Genomic DNA, 26,036 nt, shown 5'->3' on the forward strand with positions numbered 1-26,036 from the left:
CCGCTCGGGAAGCAGACCGATCTGGTGGTAGTGGCGGATCGTCCTGGCCGTGGTGCCGACGAACGCCGCGGCGTCACCGATCAGGACCTGACGGGGCGGGGCCGGGAACGAGTACATGACGGGGCCTTTCGGAGCGGGTCGGAACGTACTTCGAGCAGATCACATGACGCTACGGCAGCAGCAAACCCGACCCTCACGTAGCACACCACTTAGAAACCCTTTGGGAAGGGAACCCTCCACCGGGGACGCACAAGGATCCCCGAGCATATGTCGTGGAGGGGCATCCGAAGTAGCTCTATCAGTCAGCGTTCCGAGTAGCCTCGCTACCTTCTATCGGATCATCGCTCGAGGAACCATCGTCGTAGTAGTACCTCGTATGAGGTGCCGGCTTACGGAGGAGGGTCTGACGGTACTCCTCTGTTCTTGTAGCTGATTCGCTGCCCCAGTCAGCTCCGAAATGAACGCCAACGGCAACAGCCAAGATCGTCGCGGTCGCGCCGCCCGCTGCTGCCCCGAATAGCCATCCAACAAGGGCAGCTACCGCAATGGCAACCAGGAACACCGCAGCGAAAGGTAGCGCTCTTACTCTCACAGATGAAGAGTATCCGTCTACCCATCTGAGACGGCGGAATGAGAAACGTCCCGCAACGGCGGGATCGGCATACGAACGAGGCGGCTTCCTGCGGACCACTTGGTGAGGAATACTGCCCATATGTCGCCTCCGTCGAAGAGACCGTATGATCACCCATTCCAGACGTGGACGGGCGTAGCCCTCGGGGTGTGCGTCATCACCCCGCCACTACTGCGGCTCGACGAACAAGGTTGGACAGGCCCAAGCATCTTTCTTGTGATTGCCGGCGCGACGCTGATTATCACTTGGAGTACGAGATGGCTCCGGCAGAAGCAGCGTAGGAAACAAGAGTATTCAGTAAGAGACGATCGCTCGACTTCCTCCATGACTGACCTTGAGTAACAGCCCAGTAAGGGATCCCTCAGCGGGCCGTTAGGTCTACGTCGCAACTTCTGCCGGTGGAGTCGCCGTCGATTGTGAAGTCTAGGTGCAGCATGACGGCATGTGACGGTGGTGCTGGCGTGTACACGCGCATGTCATCCCACCCAGTGCCGTCGCCGACCATCCGGAACCCTGACGGCTCGTACTGAGTGCCCTCGTCGTCCGTAAGGGTGGCGGCTACTCTGCTGAGGTTGCTCAGCTTGGGAGGACCGTCTTTCTGGGCTTCCACCGCTTCTGCCACTAGGTCCTCGAAGCTTCGGGTCTGAGCCATCTCCGCGTCGTGACTTACTGTCTCGTACCCTCGCGCTGCGCTGAAGTAGACCACTACGCAGGGGGTACCGGATGGAACATCCACGTGCTGGGGAGCTTTCGTGACGTCGATTCCTGCGAGGCGAACATTCACCTTCCCGATGGTCGCAACGATCAGGTTCCCTGGTGCGCGCACGATGGTTGTCATGAGTCAGCCTAACTCTCGGCCACTACACATCACCTCGTATGAGGATCCTGCACCGGACATCTCAGGCGGCGGCCGCAGGGTCGTACAGCGATCCTGCCTCGAGTCGACGCGCGAAGTTCGAGAGCGCATGGTCTCGCAGTGCCGAGTCACCGCCGAGCGCTGCGGCCGCGGCCACCTGCAAGGGAAGTGAGGCTCGCAGGACCTTCGCCCGCGAAAACACGTCAGCGTCGACGATGTCCTGGACGTTCGCTGCGCCATAGAACCCAATGAGAGGAGCGACATCAACGGCAGGGTCCGCCACACACGCATTATCGAAGTCGATAAGGCCTGGTCTGCCAGAGGTGTCCCACAGAATGATATGCGGACCGAAATCACCGTGAACCAGCGAGGGCACCACTGGTTCGTCGAGGTTTATCACCTCCCGCACTATGCCCCGTGCAGCGTCCTTCACGGCGGTAGTTGATTCAGCGGTGATCCGCTCAACGAGGTCAGGCCAGGATGCTGCACCGCACCACGCGCGTACCGGTGGCAAGCTCGACGGGGGTATTCGTGCGGACCGAAGATCGTCGAGAACAGCAGCGACGTGGTCTTTGACGTCATCCCATGGCCGATCCGTGTCATGGGCTCCCTCGACGTAGGTGCAAGCCATCGCTGACCATGTGCCTCCGGTGTGAACGCGGAGGAGGTGCGGGACCCGCGTTGTGAGTCCGGCATCGCTGATCACGCGAACGGTGGTGCTGTTCCGGGCAGTGAGTTCTTGATGGTTGCCGGCGAAAGACACACGCACAACGCTGGTCGATCCGAGAACCGCGACGTGATGGAATGCCCCGTGTTTATTCACAGAGTTGGCCCACGCAAGGTCCGGCCAAACATTGCGAAGAGCAGACCAAGCCGAGGACGCGTCCTGTTCGAGAGTGCTCATGGTCAGAAGTCTGTCACCGCTGAGCGCTCCGGTAATGGATCCTCATCCGGGACCCGTGGCGGACATCGCTCGTCGTTACGTCCTATATCTTGACGGTGATTCCTGAATACTTCGAGAAATGGGGAACCTTTTGGCTGGCTGCGGACACTACAGAGTATGAGCGTCAGTGATGAAGAGGTGTGGGCCGAGGTGCTGGCAGGGAGGGGACACGCGTTCGGAGAGGTCTTCGACCGTCATCGCTCCCGCCTTTACCGGCACTCCCGCGGACTGGCCTCGTCGTGGTCGGACGCAGACGACGTCGTTGCTGTGACGTTTCTGGAGGCTTGGCGCAAACGCGACGACATCCGCTTCGTGGACGGTTCGATGCTGCCCTGGCTCCTTCGAACGGCGACGTTCACAGCGAGCAACTTGACCCGAGCCTCGCGGCGCCACAAAGCCGCGCTCCAACGCCTTCCCCCAGGGGACACACAACCGGATCACGCGGAGCAGTTCGACGACGGTGAAGCAGTAACAGCCCTCGGGAAGCTTTCCCTCCTCGACCAGCAGATCCTCACACTGTGTGTCCTCGAAGGCATCAGTGTGGAGGACGCTGCCCGGGTCCTGGGCGTACGCCCAGGCACGATCAAGTCCCGTCTCTCACGAGCCAGAGCGCGGCTGCGGGAGTCCTTGAGCGAATCAACCACAGCACTGCGTCCGGAAGGTGCGACCCATGTCCTCTGAATTGCCTACCACCACTCGCGACGCCAAGCTACGACACATGCTCGTTGCGACCGCCTCAGCTGCCCCCATACGCCCACGACGCCGCTGGAGGGTCGCCGCCCCGATCGCCGCCTTCGCCCTGGCAGGAGCGTTGACGGGAACGGTGTCCGCCACCGCACTGAATACAACGAACGCACCGCAGAATGACCCGCCTGTCTCCATGGACAACTCAGTCGCCATGTTCGTGCACTACGACACGCAGCTCATCGGAGAGCCGGTACAAGTCAGCGGACAAGACGAAACCGTCATCCCACTCGGAGCGAAACCAGAAGGTGCAACCGAGCTAGCCGTCATCCTCCGCTGCCAGGGTGCCGGCACCTTCAACGTCTTCATCGACGGTCAACCTAAGGTGACCGTAGTGTGTGACGAGGACTCGAGCGCCACTGCGGGTGGCGGGAGCTACTTCAGCGTGGAGGACAGGCCCACCCACGCAGTAACGGTCGACGCCGGTGATGGAGAGCGATACGAGGTCTGGGCTTCCTGGGCCGCTCGCGCCGTTCCTCCTGCACCATCGCCCGAACAGACAGAAGCGATAGCCGATGGTGAGGTCAACGAAGCGGAGTACCACGCGCAATTCGACCGTTACTCCGAGTGCATGACCGCCGCCGGCTACCCCCTAGGATCGATCAACAAATCCGACACGGTCATCACCTACAACAACCCGGCCGCTGCCGTCACCTCGGGTGATGAAGGCCGCTGCTACGCCGAACACTTCTCGCAGGTCGACATGGCTTGGCAAAGCGACCACGCCCCACAGACAACCATCGAACAAGCACGCTGACGGATCCTTTACCGAACGACGCTCGTCTCGACTAGTCGACAGCGGTGTTTCGCTCGAAGTCTGCGATGTGGCCGATGGTGCTGGCAGGTACAACCGCCAGTCCGTGGCAATGCCTTGGGCTGCTCGGCGCCCATGGCTCACGTCGCTTCGAGCCCTTGCACGCTCCAGTCCGCGCAGTTCACGACCCGCACGCCTTCCTCCGTGTTCAGGATCAAGGTTCTGCCTCCGCGCATCGTCGCCGCATCGTAGACGTAGAGGTCCCGGGAACGTCGCTCCAGAACCTCTCCGTCGTTGTTGAAGCGGATCAGGGAGTGCTCCGCTTCAAAACTCTGGACCGCGACCCAGGTGTTCGTCACCGGGTCGTGGAGGATATGACGGAAGCTCTCATCCATCCTCGCTCGTTCTCGCCCGTCGGAGTCGAGAATGCGTAAGGGCCCTTCGCCTAGCTCGTCGATCACTAGGTGCTCCCCGTCGCTGGCCGCGATCCACACCGTGTTCAGTCCGGTCGAGATTCGGGACCCCAGCGGATCCAGGGAACTGTCCAGTAAGCGGCACCAACCCCCACCTACTGCAAGCGTGAGGTCCGAAGTCAGCGCGATCACTCTCAGCGCCCCGCGGAGGGTACGCACCTCCTCCCCGGTCGCTGCCTCCAGCACGCGGGTGGCCCTGCGGAGGTGGGTGATGACCACGCGACCTCCGGTCAGGGCAGTCACGGCCTCTACATTCGTGCGGCTGCGGTCTTGCCACAAACGCTGTCCCGTCAGGTCATACCCACACACGCCGTGGCGCTCCCACGAGCCAGCGACCACCACGGGATGCTCACCGGTCACCAGTGCCCCCCGCCAGCCGCCGGAGCCCCAGACCGTCTCGAGCGTGGCGAAGCGCGCCCCGCGCACCAGCGACCATACGTCCACGATTCCCTTGCGCCGAGCGGTGACCAGCAGGTCCTCTTCCCACGGTGGTGTGGCCATATTGAGCAGGTCAAGTCCCCACGGAGGCCCCTTCACAGGCTCATCGACGATCATGCCGAGGACTTTGCCGGTGGATTCGATAGCGGTCAAGTCCCCACGGAGGTGATGTACGACGTTCCCGTGTGATGCTTTGTTTAGTCAGGCCTTTCTGGCCGTGTTGGTTCCCGTGATCGTCGGGCTCATTGGTCACAACGTAAGTTGATTGACTGTCCTGATAGCTCCGGTGCTGCTCATCATCGGAGTGTTTATTCGAACGCGTTCGGACCCGGCCTATACCCGGACGTAGATAAACCCGAAGTAGCTCACAAGCGGATCCCCTAGCGTTCGTGCATCGGAACTATTGCGTTTGGTTGATGAGGTTTGTCTATGGCCTGTCGTCGGGGAAGAAAAGCTCCTCGATGGTGCTATCGAAGATTGCTGCTAGTCGGAAGGCCAACGGTAGGGATGGGTCGAAGCGGCCGCGTTCGATGGAAATAATGGTTTGACGTGAGACGCCGAGCTCGTCCGCGAGTTTTTGTTGAGACCAAGCTAGTCGCTGTCGTGATTCGTTGACCAGGTTCTTCACGTCAGCTCTTCCATCGCAGCACCAGGTAGCGAATGCTGAAAGAAGCGAAACAGAACACGACCACAGCTGGTAGTACGAGTTTTAGATCAACGAGGAAGTCCTGGGGGATGAATGCAAGGACGACGGACGTGACTCCTAGAGCCCCGATGATGTCGGTGAAGGAACGTGAGGTGGCCTTGTCGTACCACCCGGACTCGATCGAATCGTCAGGCCGGTCGGTTGCTCCCTGGAGGGTGTTGCGGTCGACGACGATAGCGAACACCAAAGCTATGCCCGGCAGTGCGAGACAGGCGGTGAATACGAGGAAGCCTATGAGGGGGTGCGGGCCGGTGACACCGGCCATTACAGACAGCAGACCGCCTGTTGCTCCGATGATGATTCCGAGGGGAATGGCTATTGTCATTGCCGGTATGTGACTGGTTCCGAATTTGGTGCGTCCCCATTTGGTGCGTGCTTGTTCGAGTGTCATGTCGGCTCCCCTTGGTGTATAGCTCGCTTTACGTATAGCGTGCTTTACACTGTGAGTAGTGTCAAGTGAACTGTGCAGTGCCGTGCAACGGCACTGCGGGGGTCCACAAACCGGTCGTCCACCGACACTGTGCAGGAGCTCCTGATACGACAACCGCATCAGGACGCGGGAGGGACGTTTAGCCCGGGCGATGAAAACGGGCGCAGGGCTACCCTAAGTGAAACGCCGTTTCGGGTCCGCCGCTCGGTGGTGGTGCCTCGGGTAGCTCCAGGTTGAATAGGGCGCTTGGAAGGGGCCCTCTGGGCACCTCCGGTTCCCAGAGACCCCGAAGGTGCCCACTATGGTGGGAGGGCCTCCTCGCCGTGATCTGTCGTGCCTGGCGTATCGCTGGAGCTTTTGTGAGGCCCACTGCCCGGAAGAGTTCCTGCCCGATGGCCCCGGTCTTGTGGCAGAGCATGGTGGGTGATCGTCCGGTGCCGGCGGTTATCTGTTCGAGGGGGGTGTGGGATCGATCCCGTTTTGGCCGTTTCCCCGGGTGGTTTTGTCGATGGCTTGGGTGGCTTTGGTTTGTGCCCCGGTGATGTGGCGGGCGTACTTACCGTGGGTTTTCTTGTTCGCGAAGTCCCCGGCTTTCGCCAGCCCGTTCTTGATCTTCTCGGGGTTCTTCTTCACATAGCCCATTGCTGCGGCGGCGAGGGCCGCCCCTTTGGCTCCCCTGCTGAATAAGCCCATGAGTGATTCCAATCTCTTGTGAGTGAGGTGTACCGAACTGTTTGCCGATGATCTTCCAGCCCTTTTACTGCCCCTGGTGGGACGGGTGGAGGAACGACGGACGGTGAGTGCCGCGGTGTGGTTAGTGGGCTTCGTTGTAGGCGTCGATGATGGACTGGGTGATACGTCCCCGGGCGCTGGGGTTGCGCCCGTTGTCCTGCGCCCACTGGCGGATCGCCTGGGTCTCCTCGCGGGACCGGCCAGAACCCGAGGCTGTGCTGGTGCTCTTCTGCCCACCTTGGCTCTTCCGGCCGCCGGTGCGGGCTTTGCGGGCCTTGTCTACGTACTCGCCCAGGGTTGAGCGGAGATTGTGTGCGTTGTCTCCGGTGAGGTCGATCTCGTACTCGGTGCCATCGAGCCCGAAGCGCACGGTTTCGTGGGCATCTTCACCATTGAGGTCATCAACGAGGTGTACGTGTACCTTCTGTGCCATAACTGTGTTCTCCAGAATGTTGTGGTGTGGGTCTTTCTTTCCCCTGACTATCGATTCTAGTGCAGATCCGTGAGGTGAAAGAAAACCCGCTTTTTCCGTGGACTACTCGTTTTCCACGGTGATGTCTTACCCGATAGCGGCGATCGTTCATGGAAATATTCCGGTGGGCCGATCTGTAAGAGGCTTGTCCTATCCGGCCGGTGGGGGAGTGAGAGGTTCTGAGGCTCCTGGTGTGGCGGGGTCCTCGGGGGGGGATGGCACGGGTGCGGGGTGGGTGGTGAGCCATTCGCGGGCTTCGAGGTTGTTGATCCTGCGGTAGAGGGTCGCCCTGGACATACCCAGGTCACGGGCCACGTGGGAGGCTGGTTGGCCTTGGTTGATGAGCCGGCGGGCGTTGCTGATCTGACTGTCACTGAATGTTTCGCGGCGGCCGCCGAGGTCCATCCCGGCGGCGCGGCGTTTGGTGTTGGAGTCGTTGACGCGTTCGCGTTTGATCTCGAGCTCCATCTGCGCGAGTGCGGCCATGACGGTGAAGACCATGGACCCCATGGGAGTCCCGGTGTCCACGTTCCCGCCACCAAGGTTCAGTACCCGCAGGTTCACGTTCCCAGCTCGGAGAGTGTCGGCGAGGGAGAGCATGTTCGCCGTCGAGCGACCCAACCGGTCCAGAGTGGTCACGACGAGGGTGTCACCCTCGTGCAGGGCCTCGAGGGCCCGATCGAACTCGGGCCGCCGAGCGAGGCCGCCGCTGACCCCTTGGTCGACGTAGAAGTCATCCCGTCGGACGCCAGCACCGACGAGGTCCTGGAGTTGCCGGTCGGTGTCCTGTGCTCGGGTCGAGACCCGCGCGTACCCGATCAACCTGCCCATGCTTGCTCCTTCGATCGAACCACCCACAACCTGCTCAGTCGTTGCCATGATTAACCAAGATGCTCCACCACGCTCGGGAAGCTCCAAATCTGTCTCGCAACCAACCCTACAGTCGTGTTCTGGGGCTCCTGCTTATAGAGCATAGTAGCGAGACGGTGACTGGCTTGTGGTGGCGGGGGAGGGGTGGTGTCTCGACGGGGTGTGTCGTATCCCATGGGATACAAGGCAGCATTGGTGTTGGACCGGCTAAGCTTCTGCTCAACTTTCAGTGAGACGACAGCAACACGGGGGATAACGATGAGTCAACGATCATGGACGGTAGGTTCTCTGGCGGCCCGTGCCAATGTGGATGCCGAGCAAGTGTTGGTCTCCTTGTGGGCGGTAGGTATTGAGTACGTCGAAAGTCCGACCTCACGAATCAGTAAAGCTGACGCCAGGTTTGCACTGAAAGCTCTTGGTATCGGTGGAATTCAACAGCGCCGAGTAGCTTATTGGCTCGACGAGTACGGCTTAGAAAGAAGTGAACTCGCAGAACTTCTTCAAGTACTCGGTTTCACCCTTAAACCTAACGCAACGGGAATGCCTGAAGGTTCCATAAGGCGCCTTAATTCTTACATGAGGTCCGGTACGGACAAAAATGCTATGGAACTCGGGCAACGTCGAGAAAGCAAAAAAACCAGTCTAATGCCGGCGGCTGAGCCCTACGAATGGCTGGCTAAGGGTACTACTCGCGAAAGCCAATTTCTAACTCCTGAAGAAGTTTTAGGAATACACGAAGAACTAGAAAAGGACTTCGCTGAAGCTGCCGACCCTATCAGTCCTCCTGGAGTTCGCAGCATAGCACTGCTTGAAAGTGCGGTTTCTAGGCCAGCGACAAGCATGGGTGGTCAATATAAATACTCGACTATTCAATCTGCGGGGGCGGCACTCCTGCACTCTCTAGTGCAAAACCATGCATTTCACAATGGTAATAAACGAACTGCGCTTGTGAGCTTACTCGTTTTCTTGGATCGTAATAATTTAGTTTTAGACTCTACCGAGACAGAGCTTTTCAAGTGGATGTTGCGTGTTGCGGCTCATAAACTTTTACCGGAAGGTTACTCCTACGATAACTTTGCCGACCGTGAAACTGCAGCAATAACGGATTGGATATGTAGGAATACTCGATCCGTGAGCAAAGAAGAACGCTCGGTGACGTGGCGAGAACTTGCAAAGATACTCCGCAGCAAAGAATGCGAGATACAGCAACATCGGGGTGAAAAACTAAAAATAGTTCGAATAATAGATGAAAAACGCCGTTTTCCGGGTCGAAGAAAAACAAGAACTGTAGACACTTACTTCACGAATACGGGAGACGGTCGAGAAGTTCCAAAATCGAAGATAAAATCAATCCGTCACGATTTAGAGCTTGACGAGGAGCATGGTATAGATTCTTACATGTTCTACTCCGAGCGAAGGGAACCAGATTTTTTCATTCTTCAGTACTCCAAGCTACTCTCCAAGCTTGCCAAAGTTTAGTGGCTCTTCAAGAAGCAGAGTGTAGAAGGGGTCTGAAGTCGCCGGATTCCAGTAGGGATCGGGCGATGTAGTTCGTGAGGTTGCGGAAGCCGAGGGCTGATCCGCGCAGGTGCTCGAGCCGCCCGTTGATCGCCTCCGTGGGTCCGTTGTTGGTGCCGGGTCGGTCGAAGAACGCGAGGACACCAGAGGCTCGTTGTTTCAACGTCCAGCCGAGCCGGCGAACCTTAACGGGCTCTTCACGTTCGGTGATAACCGGAACGCATGGGTAGTGAAACTCAGTTCGCGGCCCTCACGAGTGTTGCCCCCATTCAGGCGTCCTCTGGTAAGACCAGTCGGCACCGGCTCAGCCGTGGTGGCGACAGACAGGCCAACTGCGCGTTGCACCACATCGTCCTGGTCCGGATAAACATCGACCCCCGGACGAAGGACTACGTCGTCAAGCGGACTAGGCTGCTGCGGTGATTTCGGACAGCGGAGTTGGTGAAGCAGCCAGTAGTTGGTTAGAAGAGACTTTCGTCGCTGGATTCTGAGGACAAGCTGAGCCGCGGGGACCGGCTGCTTCGATCGGTGCCGGGTGTCACACCAAGTGATTTCAGCTCATCCACTGTGAAGTGATCACTGGCGATGATTTGACTAAGTAATTCTTCTTGGCGCGGTTCGAGGCTTGTGAGATGTGTAAGCGCGGTGAGAAGCTCGGTTAGCTCGGTTGACCACTCAGGGTGCCAGTACGTCGCTACGATGCTGTCTAAGGGCGAGGTCTTCTTACCCACCGGTGCCTTCTTCCGGTAAGAAAACCACGCTCCAACGGTTGGCTTACCCGCCGTGTTGTACTCCATCACTTGTGGTGACACCGGACCCCACGAACCACCACCGAAATTGAGCGTTTGGGTGAGTGCATCGTAGGAGTATTCGTCGTCCAGTCGCTCAACGGTGGAGAGATACCTGACCTGGTGTGGGCTGGCAGAGAGCACGCTTTGGCTCCGGCCCTGACCTGCGAAGCGTTGTCCGAAGGTGTGCAACCACAGAACTTCTTTGCCAATCTCAGTGCTCTGCGTCCAGAGTTCGGGATCTTTAGTGAGAGGAACGCGGATTCCGGGCGTTTGAAGCTCAGTGCCGAAAGTGGCGGTGTAGGCGCTGTGGGCTACAGTGCCCGCGATGTAGGCGGTCAGGTCCTCAACCGATACCGGTACTCCAAAGTGTGAGGACAAGGCCTCGAGCAATCCGGGGGTTGTGTTCGCTGTGCCGTCCGGGTGATAGATAGGAGCGAGTCGTCCACCTTCACTACCTCGGAAGAAATGCTCGCTAGGGATGAGGCTGGAGAAGCTTATGCCGGGTCCTGTTCTCAGCGAGCTCGAGTGCAGTTCGGAGAGGAACACCTGACCAGGGATGCGTGAGCGCCAAAGGTCAGGTCGGGGGGTATCTATCAGACGATGGTCGGCGATGAGATACTGACGGTCGAAAGAGCGGTGACCCACTCTAACGGTGGTGGGTTCCAGTCGGATCTCATCCGCGAATCGCTTCGTAGTGAGTTTTTCCACATCGGATCCAGGTAGGGGTGGCTTGCTCCGATCTAAGGACGAGTCGCGAGACTTCTTGAACAACTCCTCTTTCCGAGCGCGGTTGTCGCACGACACGAGTTCGAGCCATCGTGAGGCGAGCGTCTCCGTGCTAGGTGCAAATACCCAGTTCCGGTTGGGCTTCACTCCAGGAGTCAACCATGAAAATAGGTCCCCTATACCCGGATAGGAGTCCCATTCTCCAGCTGCGGCAGCGGTGAAGGGTGCAGTCCAATCAGCACGAACTGGAGTCCATTCAAAGTCATCGATCGTTACCGCCTGTAGCTGACGAAACTTCTCGGCCTGACGTCCATGAAGCGATGTGTAGTGAAGTGCAGCTGGGACGTCGGGATCGTTGTCGGGCTTTCGAAGGAAGATCGAGATAGCAAGGGGGTGCTGAACAGCTGGGAAGAAGCGTGTGTTCACTGATGGTCGAAGACCCTCAGGTGAGCAGTCAATGATCCACCCTTCTGTGCAATGGCGCCTGATGTACTCACGCATCCCTTTAAACCCTGGCCCAGTCATGAAGCTGGATGGCGTGATAAAGCAGACTATTCCGGAGTCACCATCCAGAGCGCCGGGAGGTGGTGTTGATTCAAAAACCTTCCAGAAGGCCCATCTCCAGAAGTAGACATAAAGATTTTTGAGTGTGTACTCGACAGGGCCGTTTCCGTCCTTGCGGAAGTCACGGAGGATGCCCTCACCCTCGCTGTCGATGGCACCATTCTCAATCCAGGCCCCTTTGCCTTCCGCGTTGTTCTTGTACGGAGGGTTTCCAATGCAGACGGTCACGTTTGTTGTGGCCTTGATCTGGTTGGCTCTTTGACGTTGCTGTGCAATGAGCTGGGTCATGTAGGACATCTGTCCTACGGCTGCCGTCGGGTCCTCGAGAGTGTCTGCTACGAAGAGGTTGAGACCACTACTGGGGACCCGAGCATTGTGAGCGCGAATCAGGTCCGATAGTCGGAGTTCCGCGACCGAGTAGGGGCCAGTCTGGAGCTCGAAACCGTACAGCCGCCTGGCGATCGAATTAATAGCTTCGGTGGCTGCTCCGGGGCCTATCTCAGCTGCTGCTTGAGAGGCGGCTCTCTCCATGATGTGGACGGGGAAGGTGCCGGTCCCCATGGCTGGGTCAATCACTCGAACATCAGGATCTCGTAGTCGCAGTGATTTGCCGAGTCGGCCGGCGAGCACTTCTTCGGTAAGCCGGATCATCTCTTCGACCACTGGTGCCGGCGTGTAGTAGCTGCCTGACTGCTTGCGCAGCTCGTTGTCGTAGACGGCGAGGAAGTGCTCGTAGAGGTGAAGGTACATGTCACTTACACCGGAACGGACTCCGCTCCAGTGAACAGCGTTGGTGGTTCGAACCATCAGGTCCAGGGTGACCCTGAACTTCTTCGAGACGGTGTCGGTTAGCAGTTGCAGGGCCCGAGCCATGAGGCCGTGTGATTCCCCGAGCTCAGTAGCGGTGTCGTGTAGGCCCCGATCGTTCAGATCGAGTCCTTCGGACTTCGCGAGGAGCAGTGCAAAGGTCACTGTTTGGGCGTAACCATCCGCAAACTCCTCGTCCGTGGCGCCAGGGAAAAGGAGGTGCTTCCACTCTTTCGCCATGCCAAGGAACACCTGATTGCTCAGCCTGCCACCGCTACTGCTGACAGCGCGCCGTTCGGCAGCGAGGGTATCCAAGACCTCGACACGTAGCAGACGAGTGAGGGGAGCAATCGTCGTAACGAGCTTCTTCACGGAGTGTATGGGGACGGGCTCCCACCTCAGGAAGTCTGTGAGGAGTCCTTCGAAGCGTTCGTTTGGAAGCAGCGCTGATCCGGCAGACATGAGTGTTCCACCGAGCAAGTGAACCGGATCGCCGACAGCTTCACCTCCGCGCCATAACCGCCATTCAATCCCGTTGGTGTAGACGAGGTTCGGCAGGTCCTTGAGGCGGTTCCACTGCTGCAAGTTATGGCCCTTGAACGCTGTGGGGTCCAGATTCTCGCCTGGTGCTTTCACTTCCACGTAGCCAGTGACGGCTCCATTGACTTGTACCGCGTAGTCGGGCCGCACGCTTCGTTCCACATCCGCGGCTTCGTCGAATGCGACGACCGCGAGTCCCAACTGGGCACCGAAGGACGTAATGAGGACGTCCAGTGGCTTCCGAATCGAAGCCTCTGCCTGCCCGACATGATCTTTGAGCTTCTTCTTGCAGTCCGCTCCGAAAGCTGACACGTACTCCTGCAACCAGCTCGGCACGCCCGGATCCCCACTACGTGTAATCACAGCGACCACCTTACGGGTGGTCACGCGAGACGCGTTTATCCGTCGAACAACAGCGTGTTGGTCAGAGGTTCTACTCGTATGGGTGCGTCAATACGTAAGCCTTTGCCGGGCATCGACTCCACCTCGCCCTCGACGACGAGAACTTCACGTTCCTCAAACCATCGGTGTGCTTGCTGTAGTTCGTGTCCTCTTAGCCGAACATCGATCTCGGATGTTCTTCCATTTCGCATGGTACGAATACTGACATCACCAAAGACGACTGAATCATCGTCGCGAAGCTGAACGATTTGACCGGTCAGGCTCTCAGTGCGGCTTTTCTTCAGTGGTCGCATCAACTCGAACGTGCTCTTCAGTACACGTGCTGCACCTGCCGGGATCTCAATCTTCGACGGTAACTTCTGTGGCTCTTGAAACCCCGAAGCCCACCGGAAGGAAGCATCGAAGGTCGTGACCGAAGCATCACTGACCACTTGATGCAAAGCGCTCACCATTTCCCGGCTCACGCCCGCAATGATGAGGTCACTGATGACCGTGGGTCCCGGCACTCGATCGGGATCAACAACCCGGTTTTGAATCGCGCTCAGCGCTTGAGCCATCGTGCGCGTAGCGCGGCGCTCCTCTGGCTCATAAAGGCTGGGCAATGTTGGGTCATGGAGGAGGGAGTCACTGATGCGTTGTGGTCGTGATATCGGCACGAGCATCGGCAGAATGTACGAGCCCGGGATGGTGTGGCCAAAGCGGGCGTGTTCGACGATCCGTTCTCCAGGGCGGGAGTAGTTACCGTTGATGAGAGCTTTAGGGCCGCGAGATGTAGTCGCGCTTGTACGCAGAAGCGTTCGTGCGGTGGAAATCAGCGAGAACCCCGCTTCCACTGGAATTGATCCATGAATCAGGATGTCGTCAGCAGCACGAAATTCGGTCACATCGACGTAGAGATTGCGAACCAACGCCTCGATAGATTTCTTACTGAGGCCAGCACTGTCAGCAACACGTTCGATGACACCGTTCCATGCCAAGTCGCCGGCGGATGCCCTGTGTGGAACTGCGATGACATCGCCGTTTTTCGCTTCCCATAGACCGCCCGACTCGCCATTGGTGCGTTGATCCCAGCCGGTGAGGTTCAAGTAGTCAACGAGGTCCTGGATGTCCGATGTCGTTTGGTTCATGCCGGCACCCCGTTGGCGCGAAGTACATCTTCGTACCAGCCCTGCAGTGTGGAGGCAGAGAAGCGGTTGGATCGCTGAACTTGGATACTCGATCCAATGTCACGTCCATCTATACGCTCCCAATACGCTGCAGCGCGATGAGTTGTCTGATGATCAACGGCATGGTCGATCCATTCCTCGGCTGTATCCGGCACTCGAACGACTAGGAAGTAGGCGGGGCCGGAAGTGTAGCCAGTCCAAGCTTCTTTCCAACCATCCTCGACGGGCATCGTAAGATGCGTGTCCCTGCTGAAGTTTTTAGAAGTGCACTTAACCTGTACGGGAACACTGCCTATTCGATACTTCACAGCACAATCGAATCCGTGCACATCTTCGTCAGACGATGTTTCATCCAGGCCGACCCCAAACTGCGCACAGATATTTCGCAGGTAGGTCACTCCGTACCGACCCTTTCGTCTGTTCAAATCGAAAAGCGCAGATGGAGCATGTGCAAAATTCAAGGGATCCCCAGTCGTCGCGAGCCGTCCTGAGACAAGCTAGTTTCATGCACTCTACCTACTGAGCTGTCAGGGGGTGTAACGGGTTGATATCTGAGAAGGGCTCCTTGCTTCAGCCCAGGATGCCAGGCCGCTGCTAGTCGAAACCTGTAGCGTTACCCGGAAGCTGGTCTAAGTTGAGTCAGGACGAAAGGCTGAGCCCTTAGATGTCCTTGAAACCACCTTCTCCACGATCCGGTCGATAATCCTTTGGGGATCCTTCCACTTCATCGCTAGTCGATCGTGATCCATCCCGTGCTCGGCTACGATGTCGCGAAGTTGTTCGAGGTCGAGGTCTGTCAATTTCAGCCGGAGACCCTGCTCATCCTCGCCACTGTAGATAGCGAACGGGTCGATGATTCCGGGTGGTCGTCGGCCTGTTCTTTTAACCTTTGGCGTGATTGTTGAACCCGTTGTCATTGAAGCCTGTAAAGCGTTGGCGAAACGAGGAGTGCGCCCAGCTTCCTGAGCAATGGTTACCATCAGGCCTGACAGCGTGCATGCCAGTTCGGGCCGACTGCTCCCAAGAGCTACAAGGGCATCAGCAGCATCTTGTGCCGCTTTTGCAATATTCTCGTGTGTCACGCGATTGCCTCCGCAGCCTCTATGACCTCAGCAGCCAAGTCTCGGAAAGCCTCGTAGCCACCCTGGTACTGATACTTCTGCTTCAGGGTCGAGGTGGAGGAATACTCACTAGATGCGGCGATGGCATTGCCCTCGGGAATGACGGTGTTGAACACCAACGGCAACCTGCGGTCGGTCTGCAACCGGTCCAATGTGTTCCTGTGAAGTGTTGAGCCTGAACGGTACTTGGTGATGACAATACCCAACTCCGTGATCGTTTCACCGAGGTTGTCCGCAAAATCCTTGACCCTGGTTTGAATCTGAGGAATCCCGTATGTTGAAAGAACATCGGGGATGGTCGGAATGATGTAACTCTCAGATATGCGGATGCCGTTCAGTGTGACTATTCCAAGGTTGGGTGGGCAGTCAACGATCACGTAGTCGTAGTTGTTAAGAATCGGCCTTACGGCTCGTCGCAACAGATCTGTGGGATTGTTTGAGTAGAATTGACCAGACGGCATTGATGCAAGACGGTCCTGAACATCTATAAGATCGAGGGACGAGGGCAGTAGATCAACGTTCTTCACCTCGCCAACAGAACTAACATCGCGTTGTAGTGTGCCCTCTAGATCGAATTGTGCCGGTTCATCCTGGGGGCGAAGTGCATCCTTGAACAAGGTCGCAAGTGTGTGGTGATTATTGTTCAATTCACGCCATCGGTCTTCTCCAATGAGTACCGTAGTGGCGTTGGTTTGAGGGTCTAGGTCGATAACCAGGACCTTCTTATCGAACTCAACCGCCAGTAATTCAGCGAGCCCAACAGTTGTTGTGGTTTTACCAACACCACCTTTAAGATTGATGGTAGAAATCACATGTGCCACAGTTTTTGCTCGCTTTCCTAAGTATCTGGTGATTTTGTCTCGATCGAAGACAGGTCCGCTTCTGAGATTGGCTACAGCAGCAGGAAACTTGTGATCGCGTACACGCCAGTTGGAGACAACAGTTCTGCTTACCTTCGCGAGTTCAGCTACTTCTGCAAGTCCGACTAGATCGTCGTTGGACATCGCGCTCCTGTGGATGACGTTCACGGCTGGTTCACTTAGTGTGGACGTCGTCCACACCTCTGTCAATGGCTTGTCAAAGCTTGTTTAGTGGCTGGAAACCTGGAATGGCAAAAGCGACCGATTGCGCACTACACGTTTGCTACACACCGAAGGCCGTCCGGCCTTGCAGCTGTCAAGAGGTTTGCTTCCTTAGGAATGCCCTCTCTCAAGGAGTAGGGCGTTCCGGCCCCGAACGTTGCCCTCAGCAGAGGATCCTTGCCCTCACCTTGCAACTCGTCCTACGGCAGTTTGTCATCGCTGTGCGGAACAATCAGCCGCATGGGAATGAACCAGCATGCAGACGGGCAAGACGGCGGTGGTAGCGCTGCGGGATCGAGCGAATTTACTTCGTCCTTCAAGTCAATGTCGGTGGTGGCCGACGCTTTGTCGGTGTTCCGCTCTGCTGGGCAGTTCCCGGGCATCGAGTCGTTGACGTCGTCGTCGATTCTGGGGGACACGTTCGCTTCCGCGCTCAAAGGTGTTGTCGAGATGCCGGACCTTGCGTGGGTCGGGTTGGGATCATCGGTGGTGGCCGACGCTTTGTCGGTGGTCCGCTCTGCTGGGCAGTTCCCGGGCATTGCTCACATGCTTGAAAACGTCGATAGGACGACATTTGACTCATTGGTCAAGTCAATTCGCGAAGAAAATAACCTTGTCTACACCAAGGAACTCGAAAAGCAGTTTTCAACATTTCCTGATAGCGAAGCTCTCCTCACCCACTCAGCAACTGAACTTGACCTCACCGTCCCGTTCGGTCACGATCCAGCTATACGTGCCGCTCTTCAGATCATCATTACTGCATTCTTGAGTTTGAGCATCCTTTATATGGTGATTCACGTTCCTATCTGGCCGATCATCACTGGCGTTCTTGGTTCTCCAACACCAAAACTCACTTGGTGTGCCACGGGCAAGGCCTACGACAAGTTGTATGACAAGAAGCACTACCATCCGACGAAAAAGCAACTACCGCCTGCGCCGCCTGAGGGAGGACATCCTAGGCGGAGGAGTCCCGGTGCCTGGTAGCGAACGTTCGGATACGCCGTACCTAGCGTTGTCATGGCTACAACGGGATTAGCTGTCATCTCAGCAAAGGATCCCTTGACCGGACCGTCGAGTGAGTCTGGCGGGGGCTAGGTCAGCCCCGGCATTTGCGGGGAAGTTTGAACCGCTATTTCGTCCCAGCATTGTGTCTCACGTCAGCTATTCTCAACAAAGTCGAGAAGTGCCTTTGATGAGTGTGAGGAGCGGTGGGATGGGAAGTATCGGGTACGCGAGGGTCAGCACGCTTGAGCAGGACACGGATCTGCAGCACGCAGCACTCTCCGCTGCTGGGTGTACCCGGATTTTCACCGACCACGGTGTGAGCGGAATGACGGTCAGCCGGCCAGAACTCGACAAGCTTCTCGATCACCTACGGAGCGGGGACGAGGTGGTGGTGTGGAAGCTGGATCGGTTGGGGCGGAATACCCGCAACCTACTGGCGCTGATTGATGATCTTGAGGCTAGGGGAGTGCACTTCCGTAGCGTGACTGAGGGCATCAGCACCACGGGCTCGATGGGCCGGGCGATGCTCACGGTGATGTCGGCGTTTGCTCAGCTCGAACGGGACCAGCTTGCTGAGCGGACCAGGGCTGGTATGGCGGTGGCTGCGGAACACGGGCGGAAAGCTGGCCGACGAGAAGTCACTGCCGAGCACGCCAAGGTCAAACGCGCTCAGGAGTTGAAGGCTCGAGGGCTTGCTCCGGCTGATATCGGGAAGATCATCGGTGCCAGTCGGGCGACGGTGTACCGGTATCTGAGTCTGGGGGTGGATGGGGTGATCTGAAGTGTCGTCAGGATCGTGTTGGGTGTTCAGCTAGCTCTACGCAGACGCAGCTCACGGTACGTTGCTCTCTGACAGGACTGCGAAATACGGCGCCGATTTCAGGTGTGCGATCTGGGCGTGTTCGAAGGACGGTCGCCGTTGGGATGCTCATGTGTCGAAGGTTCTGGTTCGACCGGTGAGTGGATGGTCACCACGGCTCCCAGCACACAACAGCGAGAACTTCGACGTTTCCTTTCCCACTGTCAGAGAGCAGAGTCGCTCTCGTGGTGGAGTTACCTGAGGATGTTTCAACGCTGGTCGTATCGGGGTTCTTGTGCTTTGAGGGCTGGTCGGGTGAGTGTGGAGGTTTCAAACTTCTCCGGTCCATTCATTGTCGTGAGGGTTGAACGCCTGCTCCCATCGTTCCCGTTCGGGGGCGGGTAGGGGGCCTTTGTCGATGGCGGACGCTGCGGCTTCGAGATTGCGTTTGCTGGATGTACCGATGATGGCGGGACTGACTGCGGGGGTGAAGGCTGAGAACCGTAGGGCGGTGCCCGCCCAGTCGCCGTCGGCGGGGGGAAGGCCCATTTCTTGGAGCCGATCCCAGTACGTTTCCCCGTAGATCCCGGTAGGGCGATGCGTGTGACGCCAGGGGGCGTTTGCCAAGGGGCGTTTGGCGATGACTCCGAGATGGTGTTCCTGGGCTCGGGGTAGCGTGTGCCTGAGTGAGTGTTGATCTGCCAGATTCACCGAGGTTTGAAGGACACCGAAGACGCCGGCGTCCGCGGCCCACGCCAGTTCGGCGTTCTCGCCGCTGTAGCCAGGGACCTGGATTTTCCCGGCGTCGCGTGAGGCGAGTAGAGCGTCGATGACTTCTCCCTGCTGCAGGACGGGTAGGGGGCAGGAGTGCAGGAAGACGACATCGATGACATCGGTGTTGAGCATTTTCAGGGCACGATCGATACCGGCTGTGACGGCTCCGGCGGTCCAGTCCGTGTGTCCTGGAACGTCGTAGCCGACCTTTGTGGAGAGGACGACGTGGTCGCGGTGCGGGGCCAGCCATCGTCCCAACCGTTCTTCGGAGGCACCATAGCCGCGGGCGGTGTCAAAGAAATTGATGCCCAACCCAAGGGCTGTGTCCAGTAGCTCTTGCGTGTCCCTTTCGCTGAGGTTTGTGGTGTCGATGTGGCCGGCACCGAAGCCAAGCGCAGAAACGTTCAGGGATGAACCGCCGAGCTCTCGCATCATTATCGGATGAAGGGCTCTGCGATGGAGGCGATGCCGTGCTGGTTGCACGCCAGTCCTATGCGCAGCGCGTGATCGATCACGACGGGCTCGTCGTGCAGGAGCTGCCCGCAGTGCGGGCAGCTCCGTGGTTCCTCGCTTGGTTCTTTGGTCGACATGGGGGTTGTCCTTATGCTGTCAGGGCGCCGCGGGAAGCCGGTAAATATGGGCTGCCGGGCCGTTGGCCGGTAACTGCGTGGTGTCGGCGTCGACCGCGGTGCAAGGTTCCCCGAGGACGGGAACGAGGTTGTCCACCGAGGTGATGCCGAGGGCTGTCAGGGGCAGAGTAAGTGGTTGATGTCCGGCTCGGGCGGCGTGTACGAGGATCCGCTCGTCAGCGTGTTCACGCAGGTACGTCATGGAGTCATCCCCGATGTGGACCCAGCGCAGGCCACCGTGGCGCAGCGCGACGTGCTGTCGCCGAAGTGCGATCAAAGCCTGGTAGGCGTCCAGAGTCAGCTGGTCCCATTGATCGCGGTGCTGCCAGGGAAACGGTGTGCGTGAGTGTTCGCCGTCGACGCCGGTGAGACCGATCTCGTCCCCTGCGAAGACCGATGGGATGCCGGGCATGGTGAATTGCAGCGCCAATCCCACCAGGTGTTTCTCACGGCCCCGCTCGGAGACGTTCCCGGAGCCGTCACCACCGGTCGCGGTGCGGAATCGTGGCAGGTCGTGGGAATCGAGGTGGAGCGTGGAGGCGGCTTGCGCCCGCCATGGCATTTGCGCGTGTACTTCGCGTATCCCGGTGACGACGTCGATGCCGCTGAGCACAGGGGAGGCTGCTGGCTGGCCGAAGAATGGTCGGGTTGAGGTTTCAGCCCCGCCGAGCCATGTCCAGAGGGGTCGGGTGAAGCCAGCGTAGTCCATGGTGCCGTGCCAGCCACCTCCTTGGAGGTCGGGGCCGGCGTCATGGCCGTGCTCGGCGAGCACCCACGCGTCCGGGTTCGTCTCGCGGGCCGTGGTGACCGTCGTCCTAGCGACTTCGTGGGCGAGGTCCTGGGCGCCGCGCCTGCCGGTCATGTTCGCCACGTCGATCCGCCAGGCGTCGAGGCCCGCTTTGAGCCAATGTGCGACGGTCGATTCGGGTCCGTCGTACATGCGCCGCCGCAGCCCGGCCGAGGAGTGATCGAGCTTGGGCAATGACGGTATACCGAACCACGAGGCGTACTGATCGGGGTGTTCGCCGAAGAAGTAGTACTCGGTCTCGGGTGTTCCGGCGTCTGCCTGCGCGGTGAGGAACCATTCGTGGGAGTCGCCCGTGTGGTTCGTGGTGAGGTCTCCCATGACCCGCAGGCCGCGGGCGTGTGCCTCTCGCACCAGGTTCGCGAAGGCCTCGTCCCCACCGAGTAATGGGTCGACATGGTCGAACTTGGAGGCGTCGTAGCGGTGGTTGCTGTTCGCGGGGAAGAACGGCGTGAGGTAGAGCACCGTCACCCCGAGATCGGTGAGGTGGTCGAGGTGTTCGACGATCCCGGCCAGGTCCCCGCCGTAGAACTGGTACGGGGTGTCTGGTCCTTGATGGATGACCGCCTCGTCCCACGCGGCGGGTTTGGCCCATGCAGGCAGGGCTCGGGTATCAGCGGCGGCTGAGCGGCCGAAGCGGTCGGGGAAGACCTGGTAGACCACCGCGTCGGCGACCCACCCGGGTACCGGCGGATGGGCGAGCACCCGAAAGTCCGCGGTGTGGGTGACTTCCCGCCGGTGGGTACCGGTGGCGTTCAGCCAGGTGTACGCGCCGGCTAACGATGCCGGTGGCCCGGTGAGAAGGAACCGGTAGCCGGTGGTTGGGTTGACCACCTGTAGCGGGGCCCGCCACCAGGACCCGGACGGATTACTGGTTTCCAGTTCCGCGGCTTCGAGATGAGGTTCACCGTCGTGCACGGCACGCAGCGTGACCGCCGTGGCCCCGGGCAACCCGTCGGGACCATGGGGCACGAATAGGCGCACCGGTATGACATCTCCTAGGGTGGGCGCCTGTTCGGGGACGTAGAGTACCGAGCCGTCGTGGTGCGGCTGGTACAGCACGTGAGCGGGGTACGTCGGAGCCTGGTCCCCTCCGGGTGCCAGGGGGGCGTTCATCAGCCTTTGACCGAACCTGCGGTGATACCGCCGACGATGAACTTCTGCAGGTACGGGAGGAGCAGGATGACCGGGATGGGGGGCAGTACGGCTGCCGCGGCGAAGATCCCGCGATTGTTGGTCCGGTCCGCGTCGAGGAGCCCGTAGGGCCCGACGGCGGGGGTTTTGATCTCGTTGTCGCGCAGGAAGAGCGAGGCGAGGATGAACTCCCCGAGCACGCCGATGAAGGAGAGCAGACCGGTGACAGCGAGGATCGGGGTGACCAGCGGCAGGATGATCTTGAAGTACAGCTGGGTGTGTGTGGCCCCGTCCATGAGGGCGGCTTCGTCGAGTTCGCGGGGAATGGAATCGAAGAAGCCTTTGATCAGCCAGACCTGGCCCAGTGCCCCGCCGAGGAGGACGATGATGTATCCGGCGAGTGTGTCCAGGCCGATGGCCGGCATCACTTCACCGATCTGCGTGAACAGCAGGAACAGTGCCGCAGCGGCAAGGAATTGCGGGAACATCTGGATGAGCAGCAGCGTGAGCAGGCTGCCGCGGCGGCCCTTGAAGCGGAAACGGGAGAACGCGTAGGCTGCCAGCGCACTGCAGAAGATCGACGCGATGACCACGGCGACCGCCACGATCAGCGTGTTGAGGAACCACCGCGCGAAGGGCCGTTCAGGGTCGGTGAAGAGCGCGACGTAGTTATCGACGCTGATGGTCTGCGGCAGGATCGAGGACCCCGATACGCTGCCGACCGGGTTCAGGGACGCGGAGAGGGTGTAGAGGATCGGGATGATTGCGTAGATGATCGCGATGATGCCGACGAGGTGGCGCCAACCGACTTCTTTGAACCAGCGGCCGCGGCGGACTTTACTTCGCCCACGCGGGTGCTCGAAGGGTTCAGCGTGCTGGGCGGGATCTGCGAGGTCGGAGGGTGAGACCACCTGACCGGCCTGTGGGTTTACCTGTGTCATGTCAGCCAACTTCCTCGAGTGCCCGGGTGGCACGGAACTGGAGTGCGGCGAGCACTCCGGTGATGATGAACAGGATCACTGAGATCGCCGAGGCGAAACCGATCTGTTGGGCGCCGCCACCGAACGCCAAGCGGTACGTGTAGCTGATCAGGATGTCCGTACCACCGGCGGTAGGGTTGTCCGGGCTGAAGGGCCCGCCCTCGGTGAGGAGGAAGATCGCGTTGAAGTTGTTGAAGTTGAACGCGAACGCTGACACCAGCAGGGGTGCAATGGCGACCAGCAGCAGCGGGAAGGTGATCTTGCTGAAGTTCGTCCACCCGGTGGCTCCGTCCAGCGACGCGGCTTCCTTGTAGTCGGAAGGGATGGCCTGAAGCGCACCGGTGCAGACCAGGAACATGTAGGGGAATCCGAGCCACAGGTTTGCCATGAGGACGGCGACCTTCGCCCAGAACGGGTTGCCGAGCCAGTTGATGTCGAGGTTCAACAAGTTGTTGATGAGCCCGAACTCCGAGTTGAAGAAACTGGACCAGACCAGCAGGGCAATGAATCCGGGGATGGCGTAGGGCAGGAGAAGGATTGACCGGTATGCCCGCTGTCCGCGTACCCGGGCGTCGTTGAGGACGGTGGCGAGGAACAGGCCGAGCGCGAAGGTGGTGCCGACGGATAGGACCGCGAACACCAGGGTCCAGATGAAGATCCCGACGAAGTCGCTGCTGATGCGTGGGTCGGTGAAGGCCCGCACATAGTTGTTCATGCCGACGTTCTCGCCCCAGGACTGATCGGATAGGCGTTCACCATCGGCGCTGGTGAAGAATTTCCGGTCACCGGACTGGACGGGTGTGTATTCGACGCCGGTCTCGACGTTGGTGATCGTGTCGGCGGCTTCGTCGTACTCCAGCGGCGAGAAGAGTTCGACGGCGCTGAAACCCTGGGCGGTGATGACACCATCGTCGGTAGGGACGGCGAAGCCCTCGAGGTCACCGCCTTGCTGGCTGAACTCGTTGATCTGGCGGCGGTCTAAGAGGGTGAACCCTTCCGCGGCGGTGATGGTCCCGCCTTCTATCGGGACTGCGCCCGGGTCGAGTTCACTCAGTCCGTCGGGGGTGCCGGCGAAGACATCGTTGGTTGCCGTGTCCACGAGGAGGAAGGTGTAAGGGCCGGAGGTTGCTGTGCCTTCGCTGCCGACGGAGAGCTCGAAGGTTCGGGCGCCTTGGACCTGCTGGGCGGCGTTGCCGATGATGCGCGAAACGGTAACCTCTTTGGTGGTGCGTGTTCCGTCGCCGTAGTTCGTGGTCGAGAGTTGGAATGTCATGAGGATCGGGTACACCACGAACAACACGAGCAGCAGGGTGCCTGGTACGAGGTACTTGGCGGGTACGAAGCGGCGGCTTGCATACGTCACCGCGAGGACGATCACGACGCCCCAGATAACTGCGAGGAATCCCCACTGCTGAGTGCTGATCAAGGCCGGGGTGAGCATGACGGCCAAACCGATGATCGTGCCAAGAGCGACGATCTTCACCAGCAGACCGATGACGCTGCTGGTACCTCTTGCTTTACCGGCGGATATTTGCCCAGGTGGATCGGCTTGCTGTGATTTTTTCTCGGCCCTACTTGTCAGACGCTGGTCCACGCCGTCACGCTCCAAAAATCGCTTCAGAAACCTCTACGGGTTGTTTGGGTGGAGACGGTCAAACGTCCCCAGGTCATCCAGGGGCCAGGCCGGGAAGCCGGGCCCCTGGATGTGAGCTGAGATCACTGACCGGCGATGGCCTGCGAGATCGTCTCACTGGTCTGGTTCATCGTCTCGGTCGGGTCGGCACCGCCAACAATCGCTGACCATGCCTGCCCAAGCGGAGCGAAGACTTCAGCCATCGCGGGAAGTGCCGGCATCGGGGCGCCCTGGTCCGCGGCGGTAGCGAAGGTCAGCACGTCCTCGTCCGTCACGCCTTCGCGGACAGAGACCATGGCGGGTGGCTGATTGCTCGCCTCGAACAGGATCTGCATGGCCTCTTCGTTGTTGACGCCGTTGGCGACGAACTCCTGAGCGAAGGCCTTGTTCTCACCGCTAGAGGCGACCATGAAGCCCTGGCTGCCCATGAACGGCTGCGCAGGCTGCATACCGGCGAAACCTGGTACGGGCTGAATCGAGTAGTTCTCTCCCAGTGCTTCCTGCACATCAGGCAGCGCCCAGGGGCCGGAGACCATGCACGCAGCCCTGCCCTCTGTGAACAGCGAGAGGTAGTTATCACTACTGATCGAGCGCCGGATGGTGTCCGCGCCGGTTTCGCCCAGTGATGCGATCTTCTCGGCCGCAGCGATCGATTCGGGCTTGTTCAACCCCAGATCGGTCGGGTCGTAGTTGCCTTCGGCGTCACGGCCGAAGATGTATCCGCCTGCTGAGGTGAACAGGGGCTGCATATGATAGGCGTCGCCCAGTTCGCCCTGCTGCAGGATCAATGGGAGGTCCAAAGTGCCTGCGTCCACGGCTGGCTGGCCGGCCGCGACGACATCCTCGATCGAGGCGTAGGTATCTGGTGCGTACTCGGTGTTGCAGTAGAGCGCTACCGATTCCACCATGTACGGCAGGGCGTAGAGCTGGCTCTCGTAGGTGGAGGCGTCCACTGCTGTCTCAGAATACCCAGCGAGATCATCCGGGGAGAGCTGCAACGGATCGACAGCACCGTTCTGAACAAGTTGCCCGATCCAGTCGTGGGCGCCGGCGATCACATCGGGTCCGTTACCTGCAGAGTTCGCGGTGATGAATTCCTGCCGCGGATTCACGATCCCCTGCACTCCGACCGTGATGCCGTTCTCTTCGGCGAAGACGTCAGCGATCTTCTGGATGTACTCCACACGAGGGGGTTCGGCCCAGATGATGAGGTCTTCATCGCCTCGCACAGCGGGAGCGGCGCTTTCACCGGCCGCAGGGGCGGCAGCGGTTGTTGCGGTGGTATCGGCCGATGTTGTCTCCCCGCCTCCACCGGAGCATCCGGTGAGAAGGAAGGAAACGCTTGCGACGACGGCAAATGACCGGACAGTGGTGCGCGTAGTTCTGGTGCGCATGTTGCTCCTCACACGATAATCGGTTGGCGCGGGCCCCGATTGAGGCGAGAGCGCTGCGCTGCGGACAGGACGACAGTAACGCGCCAGAGAACAAAATGGAACCGCTTACAAAAACTT

The 26,036-nt window shown here is 59.3% G+C and carries 25 protein-coding genes and 2 pseudogenes; 6 read left to right on the top strand and 21 right to left on the bottom strand.

From position 1 onward, the window contains the following. From AC792_RS16025 to AC792_RS16030, 3 genes are all read right to left on the bottom strand, one after another. Positions 1–117: MerR family transcriptional regulator (locus AC792_RS16025; RefSeq protein WP_152915988.1), on the bottom strand; the 117-nt coding region annotated here is incomplete at its 3' end. Positions 118–992: 875 nt separating this feature from the next. Further along, positions 993–1,469, bottom strand: a complete 477-nt coding sequence (locus tag AC792_RS03020; protein ID WP_152915989.1) for a hypothetical protein — start codon at positions 1,467–1,469, stop codon at positions 993–995. 61 nt (positions 1,470–1,530) lie between these two features. After that, positions 1,531–2,391 (bottom strand): aminoglycoside phosphotransferase family protein, encoded by an 861-nt coding sequence (locus tag AC792_RS16030; protein ID WP_082177324.1) that lies wholly within the window; start codon positions 2,389–2,391, stop codon positions 1,531–1,533. Positions 2,392–2,547: 156 nt separating this feature from the next. On the opposite strand from AC792_RS16030, the gene AC792_RS03030 reads away from it, so the two are divergent. Both AC792_RS03030 and AC792_RS03035 read left to right on the top strand, forming a co-directional pair. Continuing rightward, positions 2,548–3,111, top strand: a complete 564-nt coding sequence (locus AC792_RS03030; protein WP_049829111.1) for an RNA polymerase sigma factor — start codon at positions 2,548–2,550, stop codon at positions 3,109–3,111. Positions 3,112–3,310: 199 nt separating this feature from the next. Further along, on the top strand, positions 3,311–3,931 hold the full coding sequence (locus AC792_RS03035; RefSeq protein WP_049829112.1) for a hypothetical protein: 621 nt from the start codon (positions 3,311–3,313) through the stop codon (positions 3,929–3,931). Positions 3,932–4,068: 137 nt separating this feature from the next. Here AC792_RS03035 and AC792_RS03040 read toward each other — a convergent pair whose 3' ends face one another. From AC792_RS03040 to AC792_RS03055, 6 genes are all read right to left on the bottom strand, one after another. Continuing rightward, positions 4,069–4,992 (bottom strand): hypothetical protein, encoded by a 924-nt coding sequence (locus tag AC792_RS03040; protein ID WP_049829113.1) that lies wholly within the window; start codon positions 4,990–4,992, stop codon positions 4,069–4,071. Positions 4,993–5,266: 274 nt separating this feature from the next. Beyond that, positions 5,267–5,467, bottom strand: a complete 201-nt coding sequence (locus AC792_RS16035; protein WP_082177325.1) for a helix-turn-helix transcriptional regulator — start codon at positions 5,465–5,467, stop codon at positions 5,267–5,269. Position 5,468: 1 nt separating this feature from the next. Continuing rightward, complete coding sequence (locus AC792_RS03045) at positions 5,469–5,936, bottom strand: hypothetical protein (RefSeq protein ID WP_152915990.1); 468 nt, start codon at positions 5,934–5,936, stop codon at positions 5,469–5,471. A 483-nt stretch (positions 5,937–6,419) separates the two neighbouring features. Then, positions 6,420–6,668, bottom strand: a complete 249-nt coding sequence (locus AC792_RS16040; protein ID WP_082177326.1) for an antitoxin — start codon at positions 6,666–6,668, stop codon at positions 6,420–6,422. Positions 6,669–6,789: 121 nt separating this feature from the next. Continuing rightward, on the bottom strand, positions 6,790–7,140 hold the full coding sequence (locus AC792_RS03050; RefSeq protein ID WP_049829115.1) for a histone-like nucleoid-structuring protein Lsr2: 351 nt from the start codon (positions 7,138–7,140) through the stop codon (positions 6,790–6,792). A 189-nt stretch (positions 7,141–7,329) separates the two neighbouring features. Continuing rightward, positions 7,330–8,010: a recombinase family protein gene (locus tag AC792_RS03055; RefSeq protein ID WP_082177327.1), complete on the bottom strand. Its 681-nt coding sequence runs from the start codon at positions 8,008–8,010 to the stop codon at positions 7,330–7,332. 345 nt (positions 8,011–8,355) lie between these two features. On the opposite strand from AC792_RS03055, the gene AC792_RS16045 reads away from it, so the two are divergent. Beyond that, positions 8,356–9,528, top strand: coding sequence for a type II toxin-antitoxin system death-on-curing family toxin (locus tag AC792_RS16045; RefSeq protein WP_160317594.1), 1,173 nt, complete (start codon positions 8,356–8,358; stop codon positions 9,526–9,528). A gap of 7 nt (positions 9,529–9,535) precedes the next feature. Here AC792_RS16045 and AC792_RS16050 read toward each other — a convergent pair. Then, positions 9,536–9,742: pseudogene (locus AC792_RS16050) on the bottom strand (transposase); the annotation flags it as partial. A gap of 38 nt (positions 9,743–9,780) precedes the next feature. Between AC792_RS16050 and AC792_RS03060 the strand changes: the two are divergent. Next, a pseudogene (locus AC792_RS03060) lies at positions 9,781–9,975 on the top strand (transposase); the annotation flags it as partial. 53 nt (positions 9,976–10,028) lie between these two features. On the opposite strand, the gene AC792_RS16055 reads toward AC792_RS03060, so the two are convergent. The 5 genes from AC792_RS16055 to AC792_RS03070 all read right to left on the bottom strand — a co-directional run bounded on the left by AC792_RS16055 (position 10,029) and on the right by AC792_RS03070 (position 16,688). Then, complete coding sequence (locus AC792_RS16055) at positions 10,029–13,331, bottom strand: type ISP restriction/modification enzyme (protein WP_152915991.1); 3,303 nt, start codon at positions 13,329–13,331, stop codon at positions 10,029–10,031. A 62-nt stretch (positions 13,332–13,393) separates the two neighbouring features. Continuing rightward, positions 13,394–14,524 carry a hypothetical protein gene (locus AC792_RS16765; RefSeq protein WP_152915992.1) on the bottom strand — a complete coding sequence of 377 codons (1,131 nt, stop codon included), beginning with the start codon at positions 14,522–14,524 and terminating at the stop codon, positions 13,394–13,396. Continuing rightward, a complete protein-coding gene (locus tag AC792_RS18130) occupies positions 14,521–14,961 on the bottom strand; it encodes a DUF4365 domain-containing protein (RefSeq protein WP_160317595.1) in 441 nt (146 codons plus the stop codon). The genes AC792_RS16765 and AC792_RS18130 overlap by 4 nt, the downstream gene beginning before the upstream one ends. Positions 14,962–15,192: 231 nt before the next feature. Further along, positions 15,193–15,645 (bottom strand): hypothetical protein, encoded by a 453-nt coding sequence (locus tag AC792_RS16770; protein ID WP_152915993.1) that lies wholly within the window; start codon positions 15,643–15,645, stop codon positions 15,193–15,195. Beyond that, a complete protein-coding gene (locus AC792_RS03070; RefSeq protein ID WP_200903347.1) occupies positions 15,642–16,688 on the bottom strand; it encodes an AAA family ATPase in 1,047 nt (348 codons plus the stop codon). Before AC792_RS03070 ends, AC792_RS16770 begins: the two co-directional genes overlap by 4 nt. A gap of 318 nt (positions 16,689–17,006) precedes the next feature. Between AC792_RS03070 and AC792_RS16775 the strand changes: the two genes are divergently transcribed. Continuing rightward, positions 17,007–17,750: a hypothetical protein gene (locus AC792_RS16775; RefSeq protein ID WP_152915994.1), complete on the top strand. Its 744-nt coding sequence runs from the start codon at positions 17,007–17,009 to the stop codon at positions 17,748–17,750. A gap of 208 nt (positions 17,751–17,958) precedes the next feature. Then, positions 17,959–18,552, top strand: coding sequence for a recombinase family protein (locus AC792_RS03075; protein ID WP_326947614.1), 594 nt, complete (start codon positions 17,959–17,961; stop codon positions 18,550–18,552). A gap of 348 nt (positions 18,553–18,900) precedes the next feature. Here AC792_RS03075 and AC792_RS03080 read toward each other — a convergent pair whose 3' ends face one another. The 6 genes from AC792_RS03080 to AC792_RS03100 form a co-directional block, all read right to left on the bottom strand. Continuing rightward, on the bottom strand, positions 18,901–19,779 hold the full coding sequence (locus tag AC792_RS03080; RefSeq protein ID WP_049829120.1) for an aldo/keto reductase: 879 nt from the start codon (positions 19,777–19,779) through the stop codon (positions 18,901–18,903). Further along, a complete protein-coding gene (locus tag AC792_RS17200) occupies positions 19,779–19,934 on the bottom strand; it encodes a hypothetical protein (RefSeq protein WP_160317596.1) in 156 nt (51 codons plus the stop codon). The genes AC792_RS03080 and AC792_RS17200 overlap by 1 nt, the downstream gene beginning before the upstream one ends. Positions 19,935–19,953: 19 nt before the next feature. Then, positions 19,954–21,840 carry a glycoside hydrolase family 13 protein gene (locus tag AC792_RS03085; protein WP_152915996.1) on the bottom strand — a complete coding sequence of 629 codons (1,887 nt, stop codon included), beginning with the start codon at positions 21,838–21,840 and terminating at the stop codon, positions 19,954–19,956. A gap of 53 nt (positions 21,841–21,893) precedes the next feature. Beyond that, positions 21,894–22,853, bottom strand: coding sequence for a sugar ABC transporter permease (locus AC792_RS03090; RefSeq protein ID WP_049829122.1), 960 nt, complete (start codon positions 22,851–22,853; stop codon positions 21,894–21,896). Between the two features lies 1 nt (position 22,854). Continuing rightward, positions 22,855–24,486, bottom strand: a complete 1,632-nt coding sequence (locus AC792_RS03095; RefSeq protein WP_235436322.1) for an ABC transporter permease subunit — start codon at positions 24,484–24,486, stop codon at positions 22,855–22,857. A 122-nt stretch (positions 24,487–24,608) separates the two neighbouring features. Continuing rightward, positions 24,609–25,919, bottom strand: a complete 1,311-nt coding sequence (locus AC792_RS03100; RefSeq protein WP_049829123.1) for a sugar ABC transporter substrate-binding protein — start codon at positions 25,917–25,919, stop codon at positions 24,609–24,611. Between the last annotated feature and the right edge of the window lie 117 nt (positions 25,920–26,036).

The organism is Arthrobacter sp. RIT-PI-e (assembly GCF_001187915.1).
Taxonomy (GTDB): Bacteria; Actinomycetota; Actinomycetes; order Actinomycetales; family Micrococcaceae; genus Arthrobacter_D.

Coding starts and splice junctions, on each gene's coding strand:
- AC792_RS03045 (WP_152915990.1), bottom strand. CDS start 5,936: ATGACACTCGAACAAGCACGCACCAAATGGGGACGCACCAAATTCGGA.
- AC792_RS16040 (WP_082177326.1), bottom strand. CDS start 6,668: ATGGGCTTATTCAGCAGGGGAGCCAAAGGGGCGGCCCTCGCCGCCGCA.
- AC792_RS03070 (WP_200903347.1), bottom strand. CDS start 16,688: ATGTCCAACGACGATCTAGTCGGACTTGCAGAAGTAGCTGAACTCGCG.
- AC792_RS03035 (WP_049829112.1), top strand. CDS start 3,311: ATGGACAACTCAGTCGCCATGTTCGTGCACTACGACACGCAGCTCATC.
- AC792_RS03055 (WP_082177327.1), bottom strand. CDS start 8,010: ATGGGCAGGTTGATCGGGTACGCGCGGGTCTCGACCCGAGCACAGGAC.
- AC792_RS16765 (WP_152915992.1), bottom strand. CDS start 14,524: ATGAACCAAACGACATCGGACATCCAGGACCTCGTTGACTACTTGAAC.
- AC792_RS03050 (WP_049829115.1), bottom strand. CDS start 7,140: ATGGCACAGAAGGTACACGTACACCTCGTTGATGACCTCAATGGTGAA.
- AC792_RS03075 (WP_326947614.1), top strand. CDS start 17,959: ATGAGTGTGAGGAGCGGTGGGATGGGAAGTATCGGGTACGCGAGGGTC.
- AC792_RS03090 (WP_049829122.1), bottom strand. CDS start 22,853: ATGACACAGGTAAACCCACAGGCCGGTCAGGTGGTCTCACCCTCCGAC.
- AC792_RS03080 (WP_049829120.1), bottom strand. CDS start 19,779: ATGATGCGAGAGCTCGGCGGTTCATCCCTGAACGTTTCTGCGCTTGGC.
- AC792_RS03100 (WP_049829123.1), bottom strand. CDS start 25,919: ATGCGCACCAGAACTACGCGCACCACTGTCCGGTCATTTGCCGTCGTC.
- AC792_RS03030 (WP_049829111.1), top strand. CDS start 2,548: ATGAGCGTCAGTGATGAAGAGGTGTGGGCCGAGGTGCTGGCAGGGAGG.
- AC792_RS17200 (WP_160317596.1), bottom strand. CDS start 19,934: ATGTCGACCAAAGAACCAAGCGAGGAACCACGGAGCTGCCCGCACTGC.
- AC792_RS03020 (WP_152915989.1), bottom strand. CDS start 1,469: ATGACAACCATCGTGCGCGCACCAGGGAACCTGATCGTTGCGACCATC.
- AC792_RS16030 (WP_082177324.1), bottom strand. CDS start 2,391: ATGAGCACTCTCGAACAGGACGCGTCCTCGGCTTGGTCTGCTCTTCGC.
- AC792_RS16775 (WP_152915994.1), top strand. CDS start 17,007: ATGGGAATGAACCAGCATGCAGACGGGCAAGACGGCGGTGGTAGCGCT.